Raw genomic sequence first — 17,193 nt, 5'->3', positions numbered from 1 at the left:
ACGATCCTTAACCCTGGCGGGTGCCGCCGGTTTGCTTGAGGAAATTGGCGAGCAGCTCATGGCCTTGCTCGGTCAGGATCGACTCGGGGTGGAACTGCACCCCTTCCACGTTCAATGTCTTGTGCCGCAGGCCCATGATTTCGTCGACGCTGCCGTCGGGCAATTGAGTCCAGGCGGTGATTTCCAGGCAATCGGGCAGATTCTGCCGATTGACGACCAAGGAATGGTAGCGGGTAACGGTCAAGGGTTGGGCAAGGCCTTCGAACACACCCTGGTCGCGGTGGCTGACCGGGCTGGTCTTGCCATGCATGGCCTGACGGGCGCGAATGACTTCACCGCCATAGGCCTGGCCCAGCGCCTGGTGACCCAGGCAGATGCCAAGAATCGGCAGCTTGCCGGCGAAATGGTGGATAGCCTCGATGGACACTCCGGCTTCGCTCGGCGTGCATGGCCCTGGCGACACCACGATACGCTCGGGGGCCAGGGCTTCGATCTGGGCAATGCTCAGCTCATCGTTGCGCACCACCTTCACCTCGGCGCCCAATTCGCCCAGGTATTGCACGATGTTGTAGGTAAAGGAGTCGTAGTTATCGATCATCAGCAGCATGGCGCGAACCTCTCGAATTCCGGATCGGACGGCCCCGGCAGGGCCGCGCCTTTTATTCAGCCTTGGCCTGCTCGGCCAGGGCGACGGCACGGAACATCGCCCGCCGCTTGTTCAAGGTTTCTTCCCACTCGGACGCGGGCACCGAGTCGGCGACGATGCCGGCCCCTGCCTGGACATGGAGCTCCCCATCCTTGATCACCGCCGTGCGAATGGCGATGGCCGTGTCCATGTTGCCATTCCAGGCGAAGTAGCCCACCGCGCCGCCGTACACGCCCCGCTTGACCGGCTCCAGCTCGTCGATGATTTCCATCGCGCGGATCTTCGGCGCGCCGGACAAGGTGCCAGCCGGCAGGATGGCTCGCAGCGCATCCATGGCGGTCAGGCCCTGCCTGAGCTCCCCCGTCACGTTGGACACGATGTGCATCACGTTGGAGTAGCGCTCGATCACCATTTTTTCAGTGACTTGTACACTGCCGACTTCAGCTACGCGCCCGGTGTCATTGCGGCCCAGGTCGATGAGCATCAGGTGCTCGGCCAGCTCTTTTTCATCGCTGAGCAAATCCAGTTCCAGGGCCCGGTCCGCCTCTTCAGTGGCGCCACGGGGCCGGGTGCCGGCGATCGGCCGCACCGTTACCAGGTTGTCCTCCACCCGCACCAGTACCTCGGGCGAGCTACCCACTACATGGAAGTCCCCGAAGTTGAAGAAGTACATGTAGGGGGTCGGGTTGAAGCAACGCAAGGCGCGATACAGATCGATGGGGGCTGCGTTGAAATCGATGGACATCCGCTGGGATGGCACCACCTGCATGCAGTCACCGGCCAGGATGTACTCCTTGATGGTGTCGACCGCCGCCTCGAAGTCGTCCTGGCTGAAGCTGGAACGGAAGTCCGGTTCCTGAGTGGTGGCGCGGGAGAAATCCAGCTCCGGGCGCGGCGCGATCGGCTGACGCAGGCGCTCCATCAGTTGCGCCAGTTGCGCGCGGCCTTGTTCGTAGGCATCGGGCCGGCTCGGGTCGGCCAGCACGATGGCGTGGATTTTCCCGGCTAGATTGTCGAACACCACCACGGCATCGGACACCATCAGGAGGATGTCCGGCACGCCGACAGGGTCCGGGTTCGGGCATGGGCCCAGGCGCTTTTCCACGTAACGCACGCAATCGTAACCGAAGTAACCCACCAGCCCGCCGTTGAAGCGAGGCAGGCCGGCCACCGTCGGCACTTGATAGCGCGCCTTGAAGGCTTCGACGAAGGCCAGCGGGTCCTCTACCTCATGACGCTCGGTTTCCGCCCCGTCCCGGGTAACGGTCACGACCTGGCCATGAACGCGCAGCACCGTTCTGCAGGGCAAACCGATGATGGAGTACCGGCCCCATTTCTCGCCGCCCTGCACGGACTCGAGCAGGTAGGAATTGGGTTCGTCGGCAAGCTTGAGGTAGATGGACAGCGGCGTGTCGAAGTCGGCCAGGGTTTCATGGGCCAGGGGAATGCGGTTGTAACCGGAATCGGCCAAGCGCAGGAATTCTTCGCGGGTCATAGCGGCCTCGTGGCGGAGGTAGGAATCGGGAAACGTGCAAACGCGCCGGCAGGCCGGCCAGGGGAAGTCAGGCGCGCCAGCGCCAACGGGCCAGGGCCTTGATGACTTTCATCCAGAGTTTGCAGGTAACCGCCACGGGAGATACTCGACTCGATGAGGCAGGGGTGTCGGCCAACGTTATCTCAGCGGACCGCTCGAAGCAACCAGGCAAGAGTTCACGCGGGTCATCGATCACCAGGTCAGGCCCTTCCTCGGCGATCGGCCGGCCGTGGTTATAGCCGTAGGTCAAGGCCGCGCAGGGTACGCCGGCCGCTTTGGCAGCCAGCACGTCATTGCGGGAGTCTCCGACGAACAGCGCCTGCCTGGGGCCTACGCCAGCCATTTTCATCACATGGAGCAAGGCAGCCGGGTCCGGCTTTTGCTGGGGCAAGGTATCGCCACCGATGATCCAGCGGAAATAGCGCCCCAGCTTGAGCTCATCGAGCAAGGGAGCCACGAACTGCTCAGGCTTGTTGGTGATCAAGGCCATCTCTACCCCTTCACCGTCCAGCCACTTCAGGGTTTCCCGCACGCCGGGGTAGACCGTGGTGCGTCCATGCTCAGCGGCATAGGCCGTCATGAACAGGGCCAGCGCCTGCTCGCCCAGGGTGTCGTCCACCGCGGAATGGTCCAGGCCGCCGGCCAGGGCCCGGCGTACCAGGACCCGCGAGCCGTTGCCGATCCATACCCGCACCGCCTCGATACCCGCCGGTGGGCGCCCCAGCTGGGCGAGCATCTGGTCAACCGCGGCGGCCAGGTCCGGCACCGAGTCGATCAGGGTGCCGTCCAGGTCGAACATTACCAGCCCAGGCAAGCCGGCCGGGAACAAGCGCTCCAGACCGCTCATGGGCGAGCCAGGGCGAGTTCCGCGCGCATGCTGTCGATCACCGCCCTATAATCCGGGGCATTGAAGATGGCGGACCCGGCTACGAACGTATCGGCACCGGCGGCCGCGATCTCACGGATGTTGTGCACGTTCACTCCACCGTCGATCTCCAGCCGGATGTCGCGACCGCTTGCGTCGATCAACGCCCGCGCCTGGCGCAGCTTGTCCAGGGTGCCGGGGATGAATTTCTGCCCACCAAAGCCCGGGTTGACGCTCATGAGCAGGATCATGTCCACCTTGTCCATCACGTACTCGAGCACGTTCAGGGGCGTGGCCGGGTTGAACACCAGCCCTGACTTGCAACCACCGTCGCGCACCAGCTGAAGCGAGCGGTCGATATGCTGGGTGGCTTCAGGGTGGAAGGTGATGTAGGTAGCGCCGGCTTCGATGAAGTCGCCGATGATCCGATCAACCGGGCTGACCATCAGGTGGACGTCGATGGGCGCGGTGATGCCGTACTTGCGCAACGCCGCGCAGACCATGGGGCCGATGGTCAGGTTGGGCACATAGTGGTTGTCCATCACATCGAAGTGCACCACGTCCGCTCCGGCGGCGAGTACGTTATCGACCTCCTCGCCCAGGCGAGCGAAGTCGGCGGAGAGAATGGAAGGCGCAATGGCGAACGGTTGCATGTTGGACCTGTAGGCTGAACACGGTGGCGCGCATTGTAGCCGATGGCAGGGTGGCGACGGGGGCGGAATCATCTTAGGCTTGGGCAAAGCAATGAAAATGGAACCCTCGATGCGCGCTTTCCGCCGTGCCACGCTCGTTACCCTGGCCACCGCTCTGGCCCTGCCCCTGCTCTGCGCCCATGCCGACGAGCCCGCCGCCGAAGCGCCCCCGGCCGAGCCGGCGCAACGCCCGCCGCTACTGGAGCGCAGCGCGGAAGATGCCCAGGCGCTTGCCCGGCAATTGCCGCCGGCCCAGGTTCAAACCCTGCAGGCTAGCGGTGATAACTTCATGGCCCTCTGGTTGCCGGCCAACACGGCGGACCCTGCCGGCCTGGTGATCATCGTGCCAGGCGCGGGGGAAAGCGCCAATTGGCCTGTAGCGGTGGCGCCGCTGCGCACCCGCTTGCCGGAAGCAGGCTGGGGCACACTCAGCCTCACCCTGCCGGACCTGCTCAGCGAAGCCATGCAACCGCGCGGCATCGAACCGCCAGCGCCTGTCGCGGCCGGCAGCAGCGCCACGCCGGCCGATGCCAACGCGCCCATCGAAGAGGCCGCCGCCAGCGGCGCCGAACCCAGCCCTCAAGCCCAACCACCGGGGCCGGACGAACAATTGAAAAACGATGCCGCGCGCATCTTCGCCCGTATCGATGCCGGTATCGCCTTCGCGCAGCAGGTCAAGGCGCGCAATATCGTGCTGTTGGGCCACGGGACCGGCGCTTACTGGGCAGCCCGTTACCTGAGCGACCGCCAGCCGTCCCGGGCGCAGAGGCTGGTGATGATCGCTGGCAAGACGCCGGAAGCCGCGCCCGCCGGCCTGGACCAATTGGCTCCGCAACTGAGCGTTCCCGTGGCAGACATCTACTACGCCAGCAACCCCGCCCTGCGCAGCGCCGCGGCCCAGCGCCTGCAAGCGAGCAAGCGCCAGCCCGGCAGCCAGTACAGCCAGACCGAACTCGGCGGCGTGCCCGGCGACAAGGCCGCGTCGGACGAGCAGCTCTATCGCCGGGTCCGGGGCTGGTTGAGCCCGCAGTCCTGACTGGCCGCTAAAAGCCACGCCTGCGCCTGACCACCTCGAATGCCCCATGCAACTCCCGGGTGCGCTCCGTTGCCGCGCGCACCTGGGCCTCGCTGGCCCCGCGGCCTTGAAGCTTGTCCGGATGGTGGCGGCTGAGCAGGCGCCGGTAGGCCTGCTTGATCTGCTCGACCTCGCTGGCCCCGGTCACGCCGAGCACGCGCAGGGCGTTTTCGTAGGCATCGTTGGCCTGAGGCAAGACGCGGGACGCCGGGGCATATTCGGCACCCAAGGCACGGATTCGCGGCGCCGTCCAGCCTAGCCAGTTTCCCCAATCGAGCAGCAGCTGCCGCTCACTGGCGCCGACTTCGCCATCCGCCCAGGCCATGCGCCAGCACGCGCGCAGTAGCCCTTCGGCTGTGGTGGGCTGCCCCTGCAGGCGCCGCAAATGGCCTTGCAGCGAATCCTTGCCAGCCTTGCCTCGGCCAAAGGCGGCGATGGCCTGCTTGCGGGCCGGCTCGCCTAGCCCGAGCAAGGCCATTTCGTTTCTCGCCTGGTTGATATGGCTTTCCTGCACCCTGCCGTCGGCCTTGGCCAGGCGACCGAGCAGCACGAATAGCAGGTCGCCTTCGGCAAGGCCCGCTTTACCTCGTAGGCGCGCCCACAGGTCCGCCCAGTTTTGCAGGTTCAGGCGGCGGTCCACCAACTGCCCCAGCAACGCCCCCAGGATGCCGCCAGGAATATGCGCCAGGGCAAAACCCGCCGCGGTGCCCACTACCGTGACCGGCCATAGCATCAGCGCGCTCCCGCCGGTGGGCCGCCAAGCAGCCGATCCACCTCGGCCAGGCGCTCGGGCGTGCCCACGTCAACCCAGCGCCCACGGTAGTGCTCGCCCGTCACCCGCCCCTGATCCATGGCCTGGCGCAGCAAGGGCGCCAGCTTGAACGCGCCAGGAACGCAGCCGGCGAACAGACCCGGGTCGAGCACGGCGATGCCGCTGTAGGTCAGGCCCTCGCCGCCTGGTGAGGAAGCCAGGTAGCCATTGCGCAAGGCGAAGTCCCCGCCGGGGTGATGCCCCGGGTTATCCACCATCACCAAATGGGCCAGGGCACCAGGGGCCAGGCTCAATCGATCGTAGGCGTAGTCGCTCCACACGTCGCCATTGACCAGAATGAAGGGCGACGCGCCCAGCAATGGCAAGGCCTTATAGATGCCGCCGCCGGTTTCCAGGGGATCACCCTCGGGCGAGTAGGCGATACTCGCTCCCCAGCGCTCCCCTGTTCCCAGGTAGGCTTCGATCTGCTCGCCCAGCCAGGCGTGGTTGATCACCAGTTCACGGTGCCCTGCCCTGGCCAAGGCGCGCACCTGATGTTCGATCAGGGGTATGCCGGCGGCCCGCAGCAACGGCTTGGGTGTATGCAGGGTCAGTGGCCGCATGCGCTCACCTTTGCCAGCGGCCAGGATCATCGCCTTCATGCCGTGGCCTCAGCTGCGATGGGCAAACTGTCCAACAGGGCATTGAGCTCGGCCAGCTCCTCGCGCCGTCCGGCGACAGCGCGGATATAGGCGAAGAAACGCGGCACGTCGGCCAGGTAGCGCGGCTTGCCGTCACGGTGGCAGATGCGGGCGAAGATACCGATCACTTTCAAGTGGCGCTGCACACCCATCAGGTCGCTGGCGCGCAGGAAGTCGGCGAAGGTGTCCTGTACCGGCACGCCCTGGGCTCGAGCGGCATGCCAGTATTGGCCCAGCCAGTCCGTCACCCGCGCCTCGGGCCAACTGAGGAAGGCGTCCTTGAACAGGCAGGTCACGTCATAGGTGACGGGCCCGTAGACCGCGTCCTGGAAGTCCAGCACGCCGGGGTTGGGCGTGCTCACCATCAGGTTGCGCGGCATGTAGTCCCGGTGCACCAGGACCCGGGGCTGCGCCAGGGCGCTGTCGATCAGCAACTGGCTGGCCGCGCTCCACTGCGCCTGCTGGGCGTCGGTGAATTCCACCCCCAGGTGCCGCTGCACATACCATTGGGGGAACAGTTCCAGCTCACGCCGCAGCAGGGCCTCGTCGTAGCTGGGCAGCGCCGCGCCCATGGGCAGGGCCTGCAACTTGAGCAGCGCCTGGATGGCGTCGGCGAACAAGGCGTCGGCGTTCTGTTCTTCGATCACGTCCAGGTAGGTTTGCCGGCCCATGTCACTGAGCAGTAGAAAGCCACGCTCCAGGTCTTGCCCGTGAAGGGTTGGCACATGCACCCCCGCGCTGGCCAGCAGCGTGTCGATGTGCACGAAGGGCGTGCAGTTTTCCTGGGGCGGCGGCGCGTCCATCACGATGAAGCTTCGCTCAGGGGACGCCCAGCGGAAATACCGGCGGAAACTCGCGTCGCTGCTGGCGGGGGTCAACTCGCCGTGGGGAACCTCGCCCCAGCCTTGCTCATGGTAGAGCGCGGTAAGGCGGGCCTTGAGCCAAGGCTTGAGAAGTTCCAGGCGTACATCTTGATCGGGCATTTAGAGAGTCTCCGACGGCGCTAGCCGTCAAGCGGGTCATGCTTTATTATCCAGCATCTTTTTCAGACCATCGAGAGGCGTGCACACCCGCACGGGCAGATGGCACGCAGGAAGCCCGGACTAATAAGATGGCATTGAAATCCCCCGCGTTTCGTAGAAAGTTTCCGTTGCTCGTGACCGGCGGCCTGCTGGCGATGCAACCCCTCGCCGCCGCCTACGTGAGCGCCGCGCCGCAGTATGACTGCCAGGTGTCGGCTTCCGGTTCCTGGGACTGCAAGACCCGCGACACCAACCCCAGCCTGCCACCACGCCCCCAGCATACCGCCTCTTCGGTCAGCTCCACTGGCGAAGGCGAGGCGTCCACTGGCGAGGCCGCTGCCGCCGGGCCTACCCTGGTCACCGAAAGCAAGGGCCGTGGCCTGCAGTCGCGCAGCGCGGACTACAGCCACCTGGACTGGGTCCCTCGTGAGAAGCTCACGCCGGCGCAGCTGGCCGAAACCGGCCCCTACTGCTCCGGCGCCTATGTAGAGCCCCTGCGCCCGGGCATGAGCGACAAAACGTCCAAGTCGGACGCGCCCACCTATATCAACGCCCGCGCCTCGCGCTACGAGGAGCAGTCGCAAACCGCGACCCTGGCCGGCGATGTGGTGATGCGTCAAGGCAGCATGCAGGTAGAAGCGAACGAGGCGGCCCTGCACCAGGCGGAAAACCGCGGTGAGCTCAACGGCAACGTGAAGATTCGCGACAACGGCGCGCTGATCGTGGGCGACCACGCCGAAGTGCAGCTCGACACCGGCGCGGCCCAGGTGGACAACGCCGAGTATGTATTGCACAAACAGCGCGCGCGGGGCTCGGCCCTCTACGCCAAGCGGGCAGAGAACGCCATCATCCGCTTGAAGGACGGCACCTATACCACCTGCGAGCCGAACAGCAATGCCTGGTCGCTCAAGGGCAACAACATCACGCTGAACCCGGCCACCGGTTTCGGTACCGCGACCAACGCGACCCTGCGCGTGAAGGACTTCCCCGTTCTCTACACGCCGTACTTCTATTTCCCCATCGACGATCGTCGGCAGTCCGGCTTCCTGGCGCCGAGCATCTCGAGCAGCAGCGACAACGGCCTGACCCTGGTCACGCCCTACTACTTCAACCTGGCGCCGAACTACGACGCCACCTTGTACCCCCGCTACATGGCCAAGCGCGGCCTGTTGATGGAGGGCGAGTTCCGCTACCTGACGCCCAGCAGCGAAGGGCAGTTCGGCGCCGCCTACCTTAACGACGAGAACGACGACCGCAAGGAACAGTCCGACTACTCCAAGCGCCGCTGGATGATCAACTGGCAGCACAAGGGCGGCCTGGACTCGCGCCTGCTGAGCGAAGTGGACTACACCCGCATCAGCGACCCGTACTACTTCCAGGACTTGCAAACCGACCAAGTCGGCGTGGAAGACCGTGACTTCGTCAACCAGCAGGGCGCCCTCACCTACCGCGGGCAGGGCTACACCGCGCGTTTGAACGTGCAGTCCTACCAATTGGCGACCGTTACGGAAATCACTCCCTACGACCGCCTGCCCCAGCTGACCCTGGACGGCGTACTGCCGTACAACCCGTCGGGCCTGCAGTTCAGTTATCACACCGAAGCCGTGCGCTTCGACCGGGACCTGCGTACTGGCACCTACACGGACGACGACGGCATTTCCTCGCCGCGCATCGACCGGAATGTATTCGGCCTGGCGCGCGCCAACGGTGACCGCCTGGACCTGGTCCCGGCCGTCAGCCTGCCGTTGGACTGGAGCTACGGCTACATCAAACCCACGCTCAAGTACAAGTACACCCAGTACGACCTGGACCTGGATTCCAAGGGCAAGGCAGACCTGCTTACTCAGGAAAACGCCACGGGCGAGTCCTACAGCAGCTCCCAGAACATCAGCGTGCCGATCTTCAGCGTGGACAGCGGGCTTTATTTCGACCGCGACACCCGGATGTTCGGCACCGCGTACCGGCAGACCCTCGAGCCGCGCCTGTTCTACCTCTACGTTCCGTACGAAGACCAGAACGACATTCCGGTATTCGACACCACCGAAAGCGTGTTCAGCTATTCGTCGCTCTTCCGTGACAACCGCTTCAGTGGCGGCGACCGCATCGGCGACGAGAACAAGTTGTCCCTGGGCGTGACCAGCCGCTGGATCGAGGACAACGGTTTCGAACGCCAGCGTTTCAGCATCGGCCAGGCCCTGTATTTCAAGGATCGCAAGGTCCAATTGCCACAGATCGCCTACCAGGACCGCGACGAGGCACAGTCGGACGTTTCCCCGTACGCCCTGGAATACGAATACCGCTTCAACCGCGATTGGCGCTTCACATCGGACTTCAACTGGGACCCGGACAGCCGCAGCACTCGCTCGGGCAGCGCCATGTTCCACTACCAGCCTGAAGACAACCCGAACAAGGTGGTCAACGCCGGCTTCCGCTATCGTGACGACGCCATCCACTACGACACCGCCACCGGGCGTTGGGGGTTCGGCGGCGACTACGGTACGCCGTACAACAAGGACGGCACTGCGAACCCGAACTACGTGAAGGACTACTACAAGATCCAGCAGCATGACTTCTCCGTCATCTGGCCGCTGGTGCCGCAGTGGAACCTCATCAGCCGCTGGCAGTACGACTACAACCGCAACCGCACGCTGGAGGCCTTCGGTGGCTTCGAGTACGACAATTGCTGCTGGAAGCTGCGCCTGATCAACCGCTACTGGGTGGATTACGACGAGTACAGCCAGGCCGCTCCAGAGAACGAGAAGGGGGATCGCGGCATCTTCCTGCAAATCGTGCTCAAGGGCCTGGGTGGCGTGGTAGGCAACAAGGTCGAAGGTTTCCTCGACAAAGGCATTCAGGGTTATCGTGAACGTGAAGACCAAGCTATGTGATCGCCTGCGCCCCGTGCTGTTGGGCGCACTGTTTCTGGGTACCCTGGCACATGCCCAGGTCCAGCCATTGGACAAGGTCATGGCCATCGTCGACAACGACGTGATCATGCAGAGCCAGCTGGACCAGCGCATGCAGGAAGTGCGGCAGACCATCGCCAAGCGTGGCGGTGGCGAGCCACCCATGGAGGAGTTGCAGAAGCAGGTGCTGGACCGCCTGATCCTGGAAAACCTGCAGCTGCAGATCGGGGAACGCTCCGGCATCCGGATCACCGACGAGGAGCTCAACGCCGCCATGGGCACCATTGCCCAGCGCAACAACATGAGCCTGGATCAGTTCCGCGCGGCCCTGGCCCATGACGGCCTGTCCTACGAAGCCGCCCGGGACCAGGTTCGCCGAGAGATGGTCATCAGCCGGGTGCGCCAGCGCCGGGTGGCCGAGCGCATCCAGGTCAGCGAACAGGAAGTGAAGAACTTCCTGGCCTCCGACATGGGCAAGGCCCAGTTGTCCCAGGAATACCACCTGGCCAATATCCTGATCGCCACCCCCGAGGGCGCCAACGCCGGGCAGATCCAGGCCGCGGCCCAACAGGCCATGGACCTCTACCAGCAGCTGCGCCAGGGCGCGGATTTCGCCAGCCTGGCCACCGCGCGCTCGGCCAGTGACAACGCCCTGGAAGGCGGCGACATGGGCTGGCGCAAAGCCGCCCAGTTGCCACCGCCCTTCGACCAGATGCTGGCGTCCATGAAAGCGGGAGAAGTGACCCAACCGGTGCGCACGCCCGGTGGCTTCATCATCCTCAAACTGCTGGAAGCCCGAGGCGGCCAGGCGGAGATGCGCGATGAGGTCCATGTTCGCCATATCCTGCTCAAGCCCAGCGAGATCCGCAGCCCGGCGGAAACCCAGCGCCTGATCGAAACCCTCTACACCCGGATCAAGGACGGCGAAGACTTCGCCACCCTGGCCAAGAACTACTCGGAAGACCCGGGCTCGGCCCTCAACGGTGGCGACCTGAACTGGATCGACCCACAGTCGCTGGTGCCGGAATTCCGTGAAGTCATGGCGCAAACGCCTGTGGATACCGTGTCACGGCCATTCCAGACCCAGTTCGGCTGGCACATCCTGGAAGTCCTGGGCCGGCGCGCCACCGATGCGACCCAGCAGGCCCGGGAACAGCAGGCCCTCAATGTACTGCGCAACCGCAAGTACGACGAGGAGTTGCAAACCTGGCTCCGTCAGATCCGTGACGAGGCCTACGTCGAAATCAAGCAGTGAGCGTGGCGCGTTTCGCCGTCACGCCCGGCGAGCCAGCCGGCATAGGGCCCGACCTGTGCCTGCTGCTGGCGTCCCAGGCCCAGCCTCATCCTCTCGTCGCCATCACCAGTCGTGACCTGCTCGCCGAGCGGGCCACGCGCCTGGGGCTGGCCGTTGACCTGGTTCCGGTCAGCCTCGACGCCCTGCCCCACCACCCGGCGCCTGCTGGCAGCCTGTATGTACTGGACGTGCGCCTGGCCGCGCCCGTGATACCCGGCGTGCTGGACCCGGCCAACGCCAGCTTCGTGCTACGCACCCTTACCCTGGCCGCCGAAGGCTGCCTGGCCGGCCAGTTCGCGGGCATGATCACCGCGCCTGTGCACAAGGGCGTGATCAATGATGCCGGCACGGCATTCTCCGGCCACACGGAATTCCTGCAAGACCTGACACGGGCGGACCATGTGGTGATGATGCTGGCCACCCGTGGGCTGCGGGTAGCCCTGGTGACCACCCATTTGCCGCTACGGGAGGTGGCCGACGCCATCACCCCGGCACGCCTCGAGCGCGTGGCCCGCATTCTGCACCACGACCTGGTGAACAAGTTCGGCATTGCCCGCCCCCGGATCCTGGTGTGCGGATTGAACCCTCACGCTGGGGAAGGTGGCCACCTGGGCCGGGAAGAGATCGACGTGATCGAACCCACGCTTGGACGGCTGCGCCAGGCTGGCCTGGACCTGGTAGGCCCCTTGCCCGCCGATACGCTCTTTACTCCCAAACACCTCGAGCACTGCGACGCGGTGCTCGCCATGTATCACGATCAGGGCCTGCCGGTGCTGAAGTACAAGGGCTTCGGCGCGGCGGTCAACGTCACCCTGGGCCTGCCGATCATCCGCACCTCGGTCGACCATGGCACCGCCCTGGACCTGGCCGGCAGCGGCAAGGTCGACACCGGCAGCCTGCAGGTCGCATTGGAAACCGCCTATCAAATGGCTGAGGCACCTCGATGAACGAGCAATACCAACACCGGGCGCGCAAGCGGTTCGGGCAGAACTTCCTCCACGACGCCGGCGTCATCGACCGCATCCTGCGGGCCATCCACGCCCGTGAAGGCGAGCGCCTGCTCGAAATCGGCCCGGGCCAGGGCGCCCTCACCGAAGGGCTGCTCGACAGCGGCGCCCAGCTGGACGTGATCGAACTGGACAAAGACCTCGTTCCCCTCCTCCACCAGCGCTTCGACAACCGCGGCAACTTCAGCCTGCATCAGGGCGATGCCCTGAAGTTCGACTTCAACCGCCTGGGTGCCAGCGCACGCAGCCTGCGTGTGGTGGGTAACCTCCCGTACAACATCTCCACGCCACTGATCTTCCATCTGCTGGGCAATGCCGCGCTGATTCGCGACATGCACTTCATGCTGCAGAAGGAAGTGGTCGAGCGCCTGGCCGCCGGCCCCGGCGGCGGCGACTGGGGGCGCCTGTCGATCATGGTGCAGTACCACTGCCGCGTGGAACATCTGTTCAACGTGGGCCCTGGGGCGTTCAACCCGCCACCGAAGGTGGATTCGGCCATCGTTCGCCTGGTACCCCATGACACCCTGCCGCACCCGGCCAAGGATGCGCGCGCCCTGGAGCGGGTGGTGCGCGAAGCCTTCAACCAGCGCCGCAAGACGCTGCGCAATACCCTGAAGGCATTGCTGCCCGCCGCGGCCATCGAAGCCGCCCAGGTCGACGGCAGCCTGCGCCCCGAGCAGCTCGACCTGGCCGCGTTCGTCCGCCTGGCAGACCAGCTGGCCGACCAGCCGACCACACCCTGAGACACCTGGGCCATCCTATGGCCTAGACTGCTTTCATCGGGCCTCGTCCCCACGTCATTCGTTTTAGGTCCAGGCACCATGTCCGATTCCCGTTATCACATCGACGTCAGCGTCGATACGCGCTTCCTGGCGGAGCAATCCAACCCCGAGCAAGGCCGTTATGCCTTCGCCTATACAGTCACTGTACGCAACAAGGGCCAGGTACCCGCGCGCCTGATGTCGCGCCATTGGGTGATCACCGACGGCAACGGCAAGGTCGAGGAAGTCCGCGGGCCCGGCGTGGTCGGTCAGCAACCGCTGATCGGGGTGGGCCAGGCCCATACCTACAGCAGCGGCACCATCATGGCTACCAAGGTGGGGAACATGCAGGGCAGCTACCAGATGGTGGCCGAAGACGGTAAACACTTCGACGCCATTATCGCGCCCTTCCGTCTCGCCGTGCCCGGAGCCCTGCACTGATGGCCGTGTATGCCGTAGGTGACCTGCAAGGCTGCCTGGACCCGCTCAAGACGCTGCTGGACGAGGTGGCCTTCGACCCCGCCCGGGACCAGCTATGGCTGGTGGGTGATCTGGTCAATCGTGGCCCGCAATCCCTGGAAACCCTGCGCTTCCTTTATTCGATCCGCGATTCATTGGTCTGCACCCTGGGCAACCACGACCTGCACCTGCTTGCGGCCTGGTACAACGTCGAGCGCCTGAAGAAGAACGACACCCTGGCCGAGATCCTCGAGGCACCCGACGGCGGGCAACTGGTGCAGTGGCTACGCCAGCAAAAGCTGCTGCATTACGACGAGCCACGCAACTTCGCCCTGGTGCATGCCGGCATTCCGCCCATGTGGCTCTTGAGCAAGGCGCTGCGCTACGCCGCCGAGGTGGAAACCGCCTTGCGCGACGATAACCTGGTGGAACCCTTCCTGGACGGCATGTATGGCAACGAGCCGGCCAAGTGGCACAAGGACTTGGAAGGCGTCACCCGCCTGCGGGTCATCACCAACTATTTCACCCGCATGCGCTTCTGCACCGCGGACGGAAAGCTGGACCTCAAGGGCAAAGAGGGGGCGGACAGCGCGCCCCCTGGCTACGCGCCCTGGTTCAGCCACAAGCAAAGACGCAGCCGCCACATCCGCATCCTCTTCGGCCACTGGGCCGCGCTGGAAGGCCGCTGCGACGAGCCTGGCGTATTCGCCCTGGATACGGGGTGCGTCTGGGGCAACGCAATGACCTTGATGAACCTGGACACTTTGCAACTCCATCAGTGCAAGTGCCCCCTCTGTTAACGCCTGGAGCCGAGCATGTCCGAATTCAAACGCATTCCCCCGCAAGAAGCCCAGGCGTTGCGCGCCGGCGGCGCCGTGGTCGTGGATATCCGCGATCCGCAGACCTTCGCCAACGGGCATATCGCCCAGTCCCGTCATCTGGACAACCATTCATTGCACGATTTCATTACCCAGGCCGACCTGGACGCTCCGTTGGTCGTGGTCTGCTATCACGGCAACTCCAGCCAGAGCGCGGCGGCCTATCTGGTCAGCCAAGGCTTCTCGGACGTCTACAGCCTCGACGGCGGCTTCGAGCTCTGGCGCCAGACCTACCCTGACGACATCGCTCGCCAAGCCGGCGACTGAATTTTTTTGTCATCTTCGCATGCCTCATGGGGCGCCGAATTCCGGGGCCCCTAGCCCACCTCCCCCTCTCGCGGTTGTAACTAAACGCGTGAGCGCCCTTGAATTTCTGGATTACCAACTATCCTTAAGCCCAGGCCATCCAAAACAGGGGAGAGCCGGCACACCGGCGCGCGGGTCATCGGGAGCGATTTTCGGGTGTTCTGGGGGAAAAGGGCAGCTGGCTGGCTTCGGCTGCCACCAAGCATCGGCTTAAGTGATCCGACGTCGGCTCCGGTATCGAGCGAGGTGACGTCATGAGTATTTTTAGCCACTTCCAACAGCGTTTCGAAAGCACGCGTCAGGAAGAGTTGACGCTGCAGGAATACCTGGAGCTCTGCAAAGCCGACCGCAGGGCCTACGCATCCGCGGCCGAGCGGCTGCTCATGGCCATCGGTGAACCGGAGCTGGTCGATACCACGACGGATCCGCGGCTGTCGCGCATCTTCTCCAACAAGACCATCCGCCGCTACCCGGCCTTCCGTGACTTCCACGGCATGGAGGACTGCATCGAGCAGATCGTTTCCTACTTCCGCCATGCCGCCCAAGGCCTCGAGGAGAAGAAACAGATCCTCTACCTGCTCGGCCCGGTGGGGGGAGGCAAGTCGTCCCTGGCCGAAAAGCTCAAGCAACTGATGGAAAAAGAGCCCTTCTACGCCATCAAGGGCTCCCCGGTATTCGAGTCGCCCCTGGGGCTGTTCAACGTCAATGAAGACGGGGACATCCTTCAGGAGGACTACGGCATCGACAAGCGCTACCTCAACACCATCATGTCGCCCTGGGCCACCAAGCGCCTGCAGGAATTCGGTGGGGACATCAGCCAGTTCAAGGTGGTCAAGCTGTACCCGTCGATCCTGAACCAGGTCGCCGTGGCCAAGACCGAACCTGGAGACGAGAACAACCAGGACATCTCCGCCCTCGTGGGCAAGGTGGATATTCGCAAGCTGGAGGAATTCCCCCAGAACGACGCCGACGCTTACAGCTACTCGGGCGCCCTGTGCCGGGCCAACCAGGGCCTGATGGAATTCGTGGAAATGTTCAAGGCACCGATCAAGGTGCTTCACCCGCTGCTTACCGCGACCCAGGAAGGCAACTACAACAGTACCGAAGGACTCGGGGCCATTCCCTTCAGTGGCGTGCTGCTGGCGCACTCCAACGAGTCTGAATGGCACAGCTTCCGCAACAACAAGAACAACGAGGCCTTCATCGACCGTATCTATATCGTGAAGGTGCCTTACTGCCTGCGCGTGACCGATGAGATCAAGATCTACGACAAGCTGTTGGTCAACAGCTCGCTGTCCAGGGCCCATTGCGCGCCGGACACCCTCAAGATGCTGGCCCAGTTCACCGTGCTGTCCCGGCTCAAGGAACCGGAGAACTCGAACATCTACTCGAAGATGCGGGTCTATGACGGCGAAAACCTGAAGGACACCGACCCAAAGGCCAAGTCCATCCAGGAATACCGCGACTCGGCGGGCGTGGATGAGGGCATGACCGGCCTGTCCACCCGCTTCGCCTTCAAGATCCTGTCCAAGGTATTCAACTTCGACCCCCATGAAGTGGCCGCCAACCCGGTTCACCTGCTTTATGTGCTCGAACACCAGATCGAGCAGGAGCAGTTCCCGGCCGAAGTACGCGAGCGCTACCTGCGTTTCCTCAAGGAATACCTGGCGCCCCGCTACATCGAGTTCATTGGCAAGGAAATCCAGACAGCCTACCTGGAGTCCTACAGCGAGTATGGCCAGAACATCTTCGACCGTTATGTGCTCTATGCGGACTTCTGGATTCAGGATCAGGAATACCGGGACCCGGAAACCGGCGAGATCCTCAATCGGGTCGCCTTGAACGAAGAACTGGAAAAGATCGAGAAGCCCGCCGGTATCAGCAACCCGAAGGACTTCCGCAACGAAATCGTCAACTTCGTGCTTCGCGCCCGTGCCAACAACAACGGCAAGAACCCCACCTGGCTCAGCTATGAAAAACTGCGGGTGGTCATCGAGAAGAAAATGTTCTCCAACACCGAGGACCTGCTGCCCGTCATCAGCTTCAACGCCAAGGCCAGCAAGGAAGATCAACAGAAGCACAACGACTTCGTTACCCGGATGGTGGAACGCGGCTACACCGACAAGCAGGTTCGCCTGCTCTCCGAGTGGTACCTGCGTGTTCGCAAGTCCCAGTAAGCGACAGGCCGTAAGCTGCAGTCAGTTGCGCGCAGGCATCGCCTGGCGCGCCAGCTTGCGGCCGCGCTGGCTGCTCTTTCTTGCGGCTTGAAGCTTGAAGCTTGAAGCTGCCCCGAGTT

Annotated in this window: 16 protein-coding genes; 9 read left to right on the top strand and 7 right to left on the bottom strand. The window is 64.1% G+C overall.

The genetic code is table 11. The features are described from left to right. Positions 1-7 precede the first annotated feature (7 nt). The 4 genes from ACP691_RS17155 to rpe form a co-directional block, all read right to left on the bottom strand. Entirely contained in the window at positions 8-607 is a 600-nt protein-coding gene (locus ACP691_RS17155) for an anthranilate synthase component II (protein WP_426151168.1), read from the bottom strand. A 52-nt stretch (positions 608-659) separates the two neighbouring features. Next, positions 660-2,141: an anthranilate synthase component I gene (gene trpE, locus ACP691_RS17150; protein WP_426151170.1), complete on the bottom strand. Its 1,482-nt coding sequence runs from the start codon at positions 2,139-2,141 to the stop codon at positions 660-662. A gap of 67 nt (positions 2,142-2,208) precedes the next feature. After that, entirely contained in the window at positions 2,209-3,027 is an 819-nt protein-coding gene (locus ACP691_RS17145) for a phosphoglycolate phosphatase (RefSeq protein WP_426151172.1), read from the bottom strand. Then, positions 3,024-3,698 carry a ribulose-phosphate 3-epimerase gene (gene rpe, locus ACP691_RS17140; RefSeq protein WP_426151174.1) on the bottom strand — a complete coding sequence of 225 codons (675 nt, stop codon included), beginning with the start codon at positions 3,696-3,698 and terminating at the stop codon, positions 3,024-3,026. The genes ACP691_RS17145 and rpe overlap by 4 nt, the downstream gene beginning before the upstream one ends. A gap of 109 nt (positions 3,699-3,807) precedes the next feature. On the opposite strand from rpe, the gene ACP691_RS17135 reads away from it, so the two are divergent. Further along, positions 3,808-4,773, top strand: coding sequence for an alpha/beta hydrolase family protein (locus ACP691_RS17135; RefSeq protein WP_426151176.1), 966 nt, complete (start codon positions 3,808-3,810; stop codon positions 4,771-4,773). 7 nt (positions 4,774-4,780) lie between these two features. On the opposite strand, the gene ACP691_RS17130 is transcribed toward ACP691_RS17135, so the two are convergent. The 3 genes from ACP691_RS17130 to ACP691_RS17120 are packed head-to-tail and all read right to left on the bottom strand — an operon-like array spanning position 4,781 to position 7,247. Next, on the bottom strand, positions 4,781-5,545 hold the full coding sequence (locus ACP691_RS17130; RefSeq protein WP_426151178.1) for a TerB family tellurite resistance protein: 765 nt from the start codon (positions 5,543-5,545) through the stop codon (positions 4,781-4,783). Further along, positions 5,545-6,225, bottom strand: coding sequence for an N-acetylmuramate alpha-1-phosphate uridylyltransferase MurU (gene murU, locus ACP691_RS17125; RefSeq protein ID WP_426151180.1), 681 nt, complete (start codon positions 6,223-6,225; stop codon positions 5,545-5,547). Before murU ends, ACP691_RS17130 begins: the two co-directional genes overlap by 1 nt. After that, entirely contained in the window at positions 6,222-7,247 is a 1,026-nt protein-coding gene (locus ACP691_RS17120) for an aminoglycoside phosphotransferase family protein (protein WP_426151182.1), read from the bottom strand. The genes murU and ACP691_RS17120 overlap by 4 nt, the downstream gene beginning before the upstream one ends. A 128-nt stretch (positions 7,248-7,375) precedes the next feature. Here ACP691_RS17120 and ACP691_RS17115 point away from each other — a divergent pair, with 128 nt between their 5' ends. From ACP691_RS17115 to ACP691_RS17080, 8 genes are all read left to right on the top strand, one after another. After that, complete coding sequence (locus tag ACP691_RS17115) at positions 7,376-10,174, top strand: LPS-assembly protein LptD (RefSeq protein WP_426151184.1); 2,799 nt, start codon at positions 7,376-7,378, stop codon at positions 10,172-10,174. Then, the gene (locus tag ACP691_RS17110) at positions 10,155-11,447 is read left to right on the top strand and encodes a peptidylprolyl isomerase (RefSeq protein WP_426151799.1); all 1,293 of its coding nucleotides are present in this window, start codon (positions 10,155-10,157) and stop codon (positions 11,445-11,447) included. Before ACP691_RS17115 ends, ACP691_RS17110 begins: the two co-directional genes overlap by 20 nt. Continuing rightward, complete coding sequence (gene pdxA, locus ACP691_RS17105; RefSeq protein ID WP_426151186.1) at positions 11,444-12,433, top strand: 4-hydroxythreonine-4-phosphate dehydrogenase PdxA; 990 nt, start codon at positions 11,444-11,446, stop codon at positions 12,431-12,433. Before ACP691_RS17110 ends, pdxA begins: the two co-directional genes overlap by 4 nt. Continuing rightward, a complete protein-coding gene (gene rsmA, locus ACP691_RS17100; RefSeq protein ID WP_426151188.1) occupies positions 12,430-13,236 on the top strand; it encodes a 16S rRNA (adenine(1518)-N(6)/adenine(1519)-N(6))-dimethyltransferase RsmA in 807 nt (268 codons plus the stop codon). Before pdxA ends, rsmA begins: the two co-directional genes overlap by 4 nt. A 78-nt stretch (positions 13,237-13,314) precedes the next feature. Beyond that, positions 13,315-13,695: a Co2+/Mg2+ efflux protein ApaG gene (gene apaG, locus ACP691_RS17095; protein WP_426151190.1), complete on the top strand. Its 381-nt coding sequence runs from the start codon at positions 13,315-13,317 to the stop codon at positions 13,693-13,695. Beyond that, entirely contained in the window at positions 13,695-14,513 is an 819-nt protein-coding gene (locus ACP691_RS17090) for a symmetrical bis(5'-nucleosyl)-tetraphosphatase (protein ID WP_426151192.1), read from the top strand. Before apaG ends, ACP691_RS17090 begins: the two co-directional genes overlap by 1 nt. A gap of 15 nt (positions 14,514-14,528) precedes the next feature. Beyond that, positions 14,529-14,858, top strand: coding sequence for a thiosulfate sulfurtransferase GlpE (glpE, locus tag ACP691_RS17085; protein ID WP_040259806.1), 330 nt, complete (start codon positions 14,529-14,531; stop codon positions 14,856-14,858). 293 nt (positions 14,859-15,151) lie between these two features. After that, positions 15,152-17,074, top strand: a complete 1,923-nt coding sequence (locus ACP691_RS17080; RefSeq protein WP_426151194.1) for a PrkA family serine protein kinase — start codon at positions 15,152-15,154, stop codon at positions 17,072-17,074. Positions 17,075-17,193: the final 119 nt, after the last annotated feature.

The organism is Pseudomonas sp. DC3200b2 (assembly GCF_049895785.1).
GTDB lineage: Bacteria > Pseudomonadota > Gammaproteobacteria > Pseudomonadales > Pseudomonadaceae > Aquipseudomonas > Aquipseudomonas massiliensis.
Note: the sequence above shows the minus strand (reverse complement) of the source record. Positions and strands in the feature narration are given on the sequence as shown.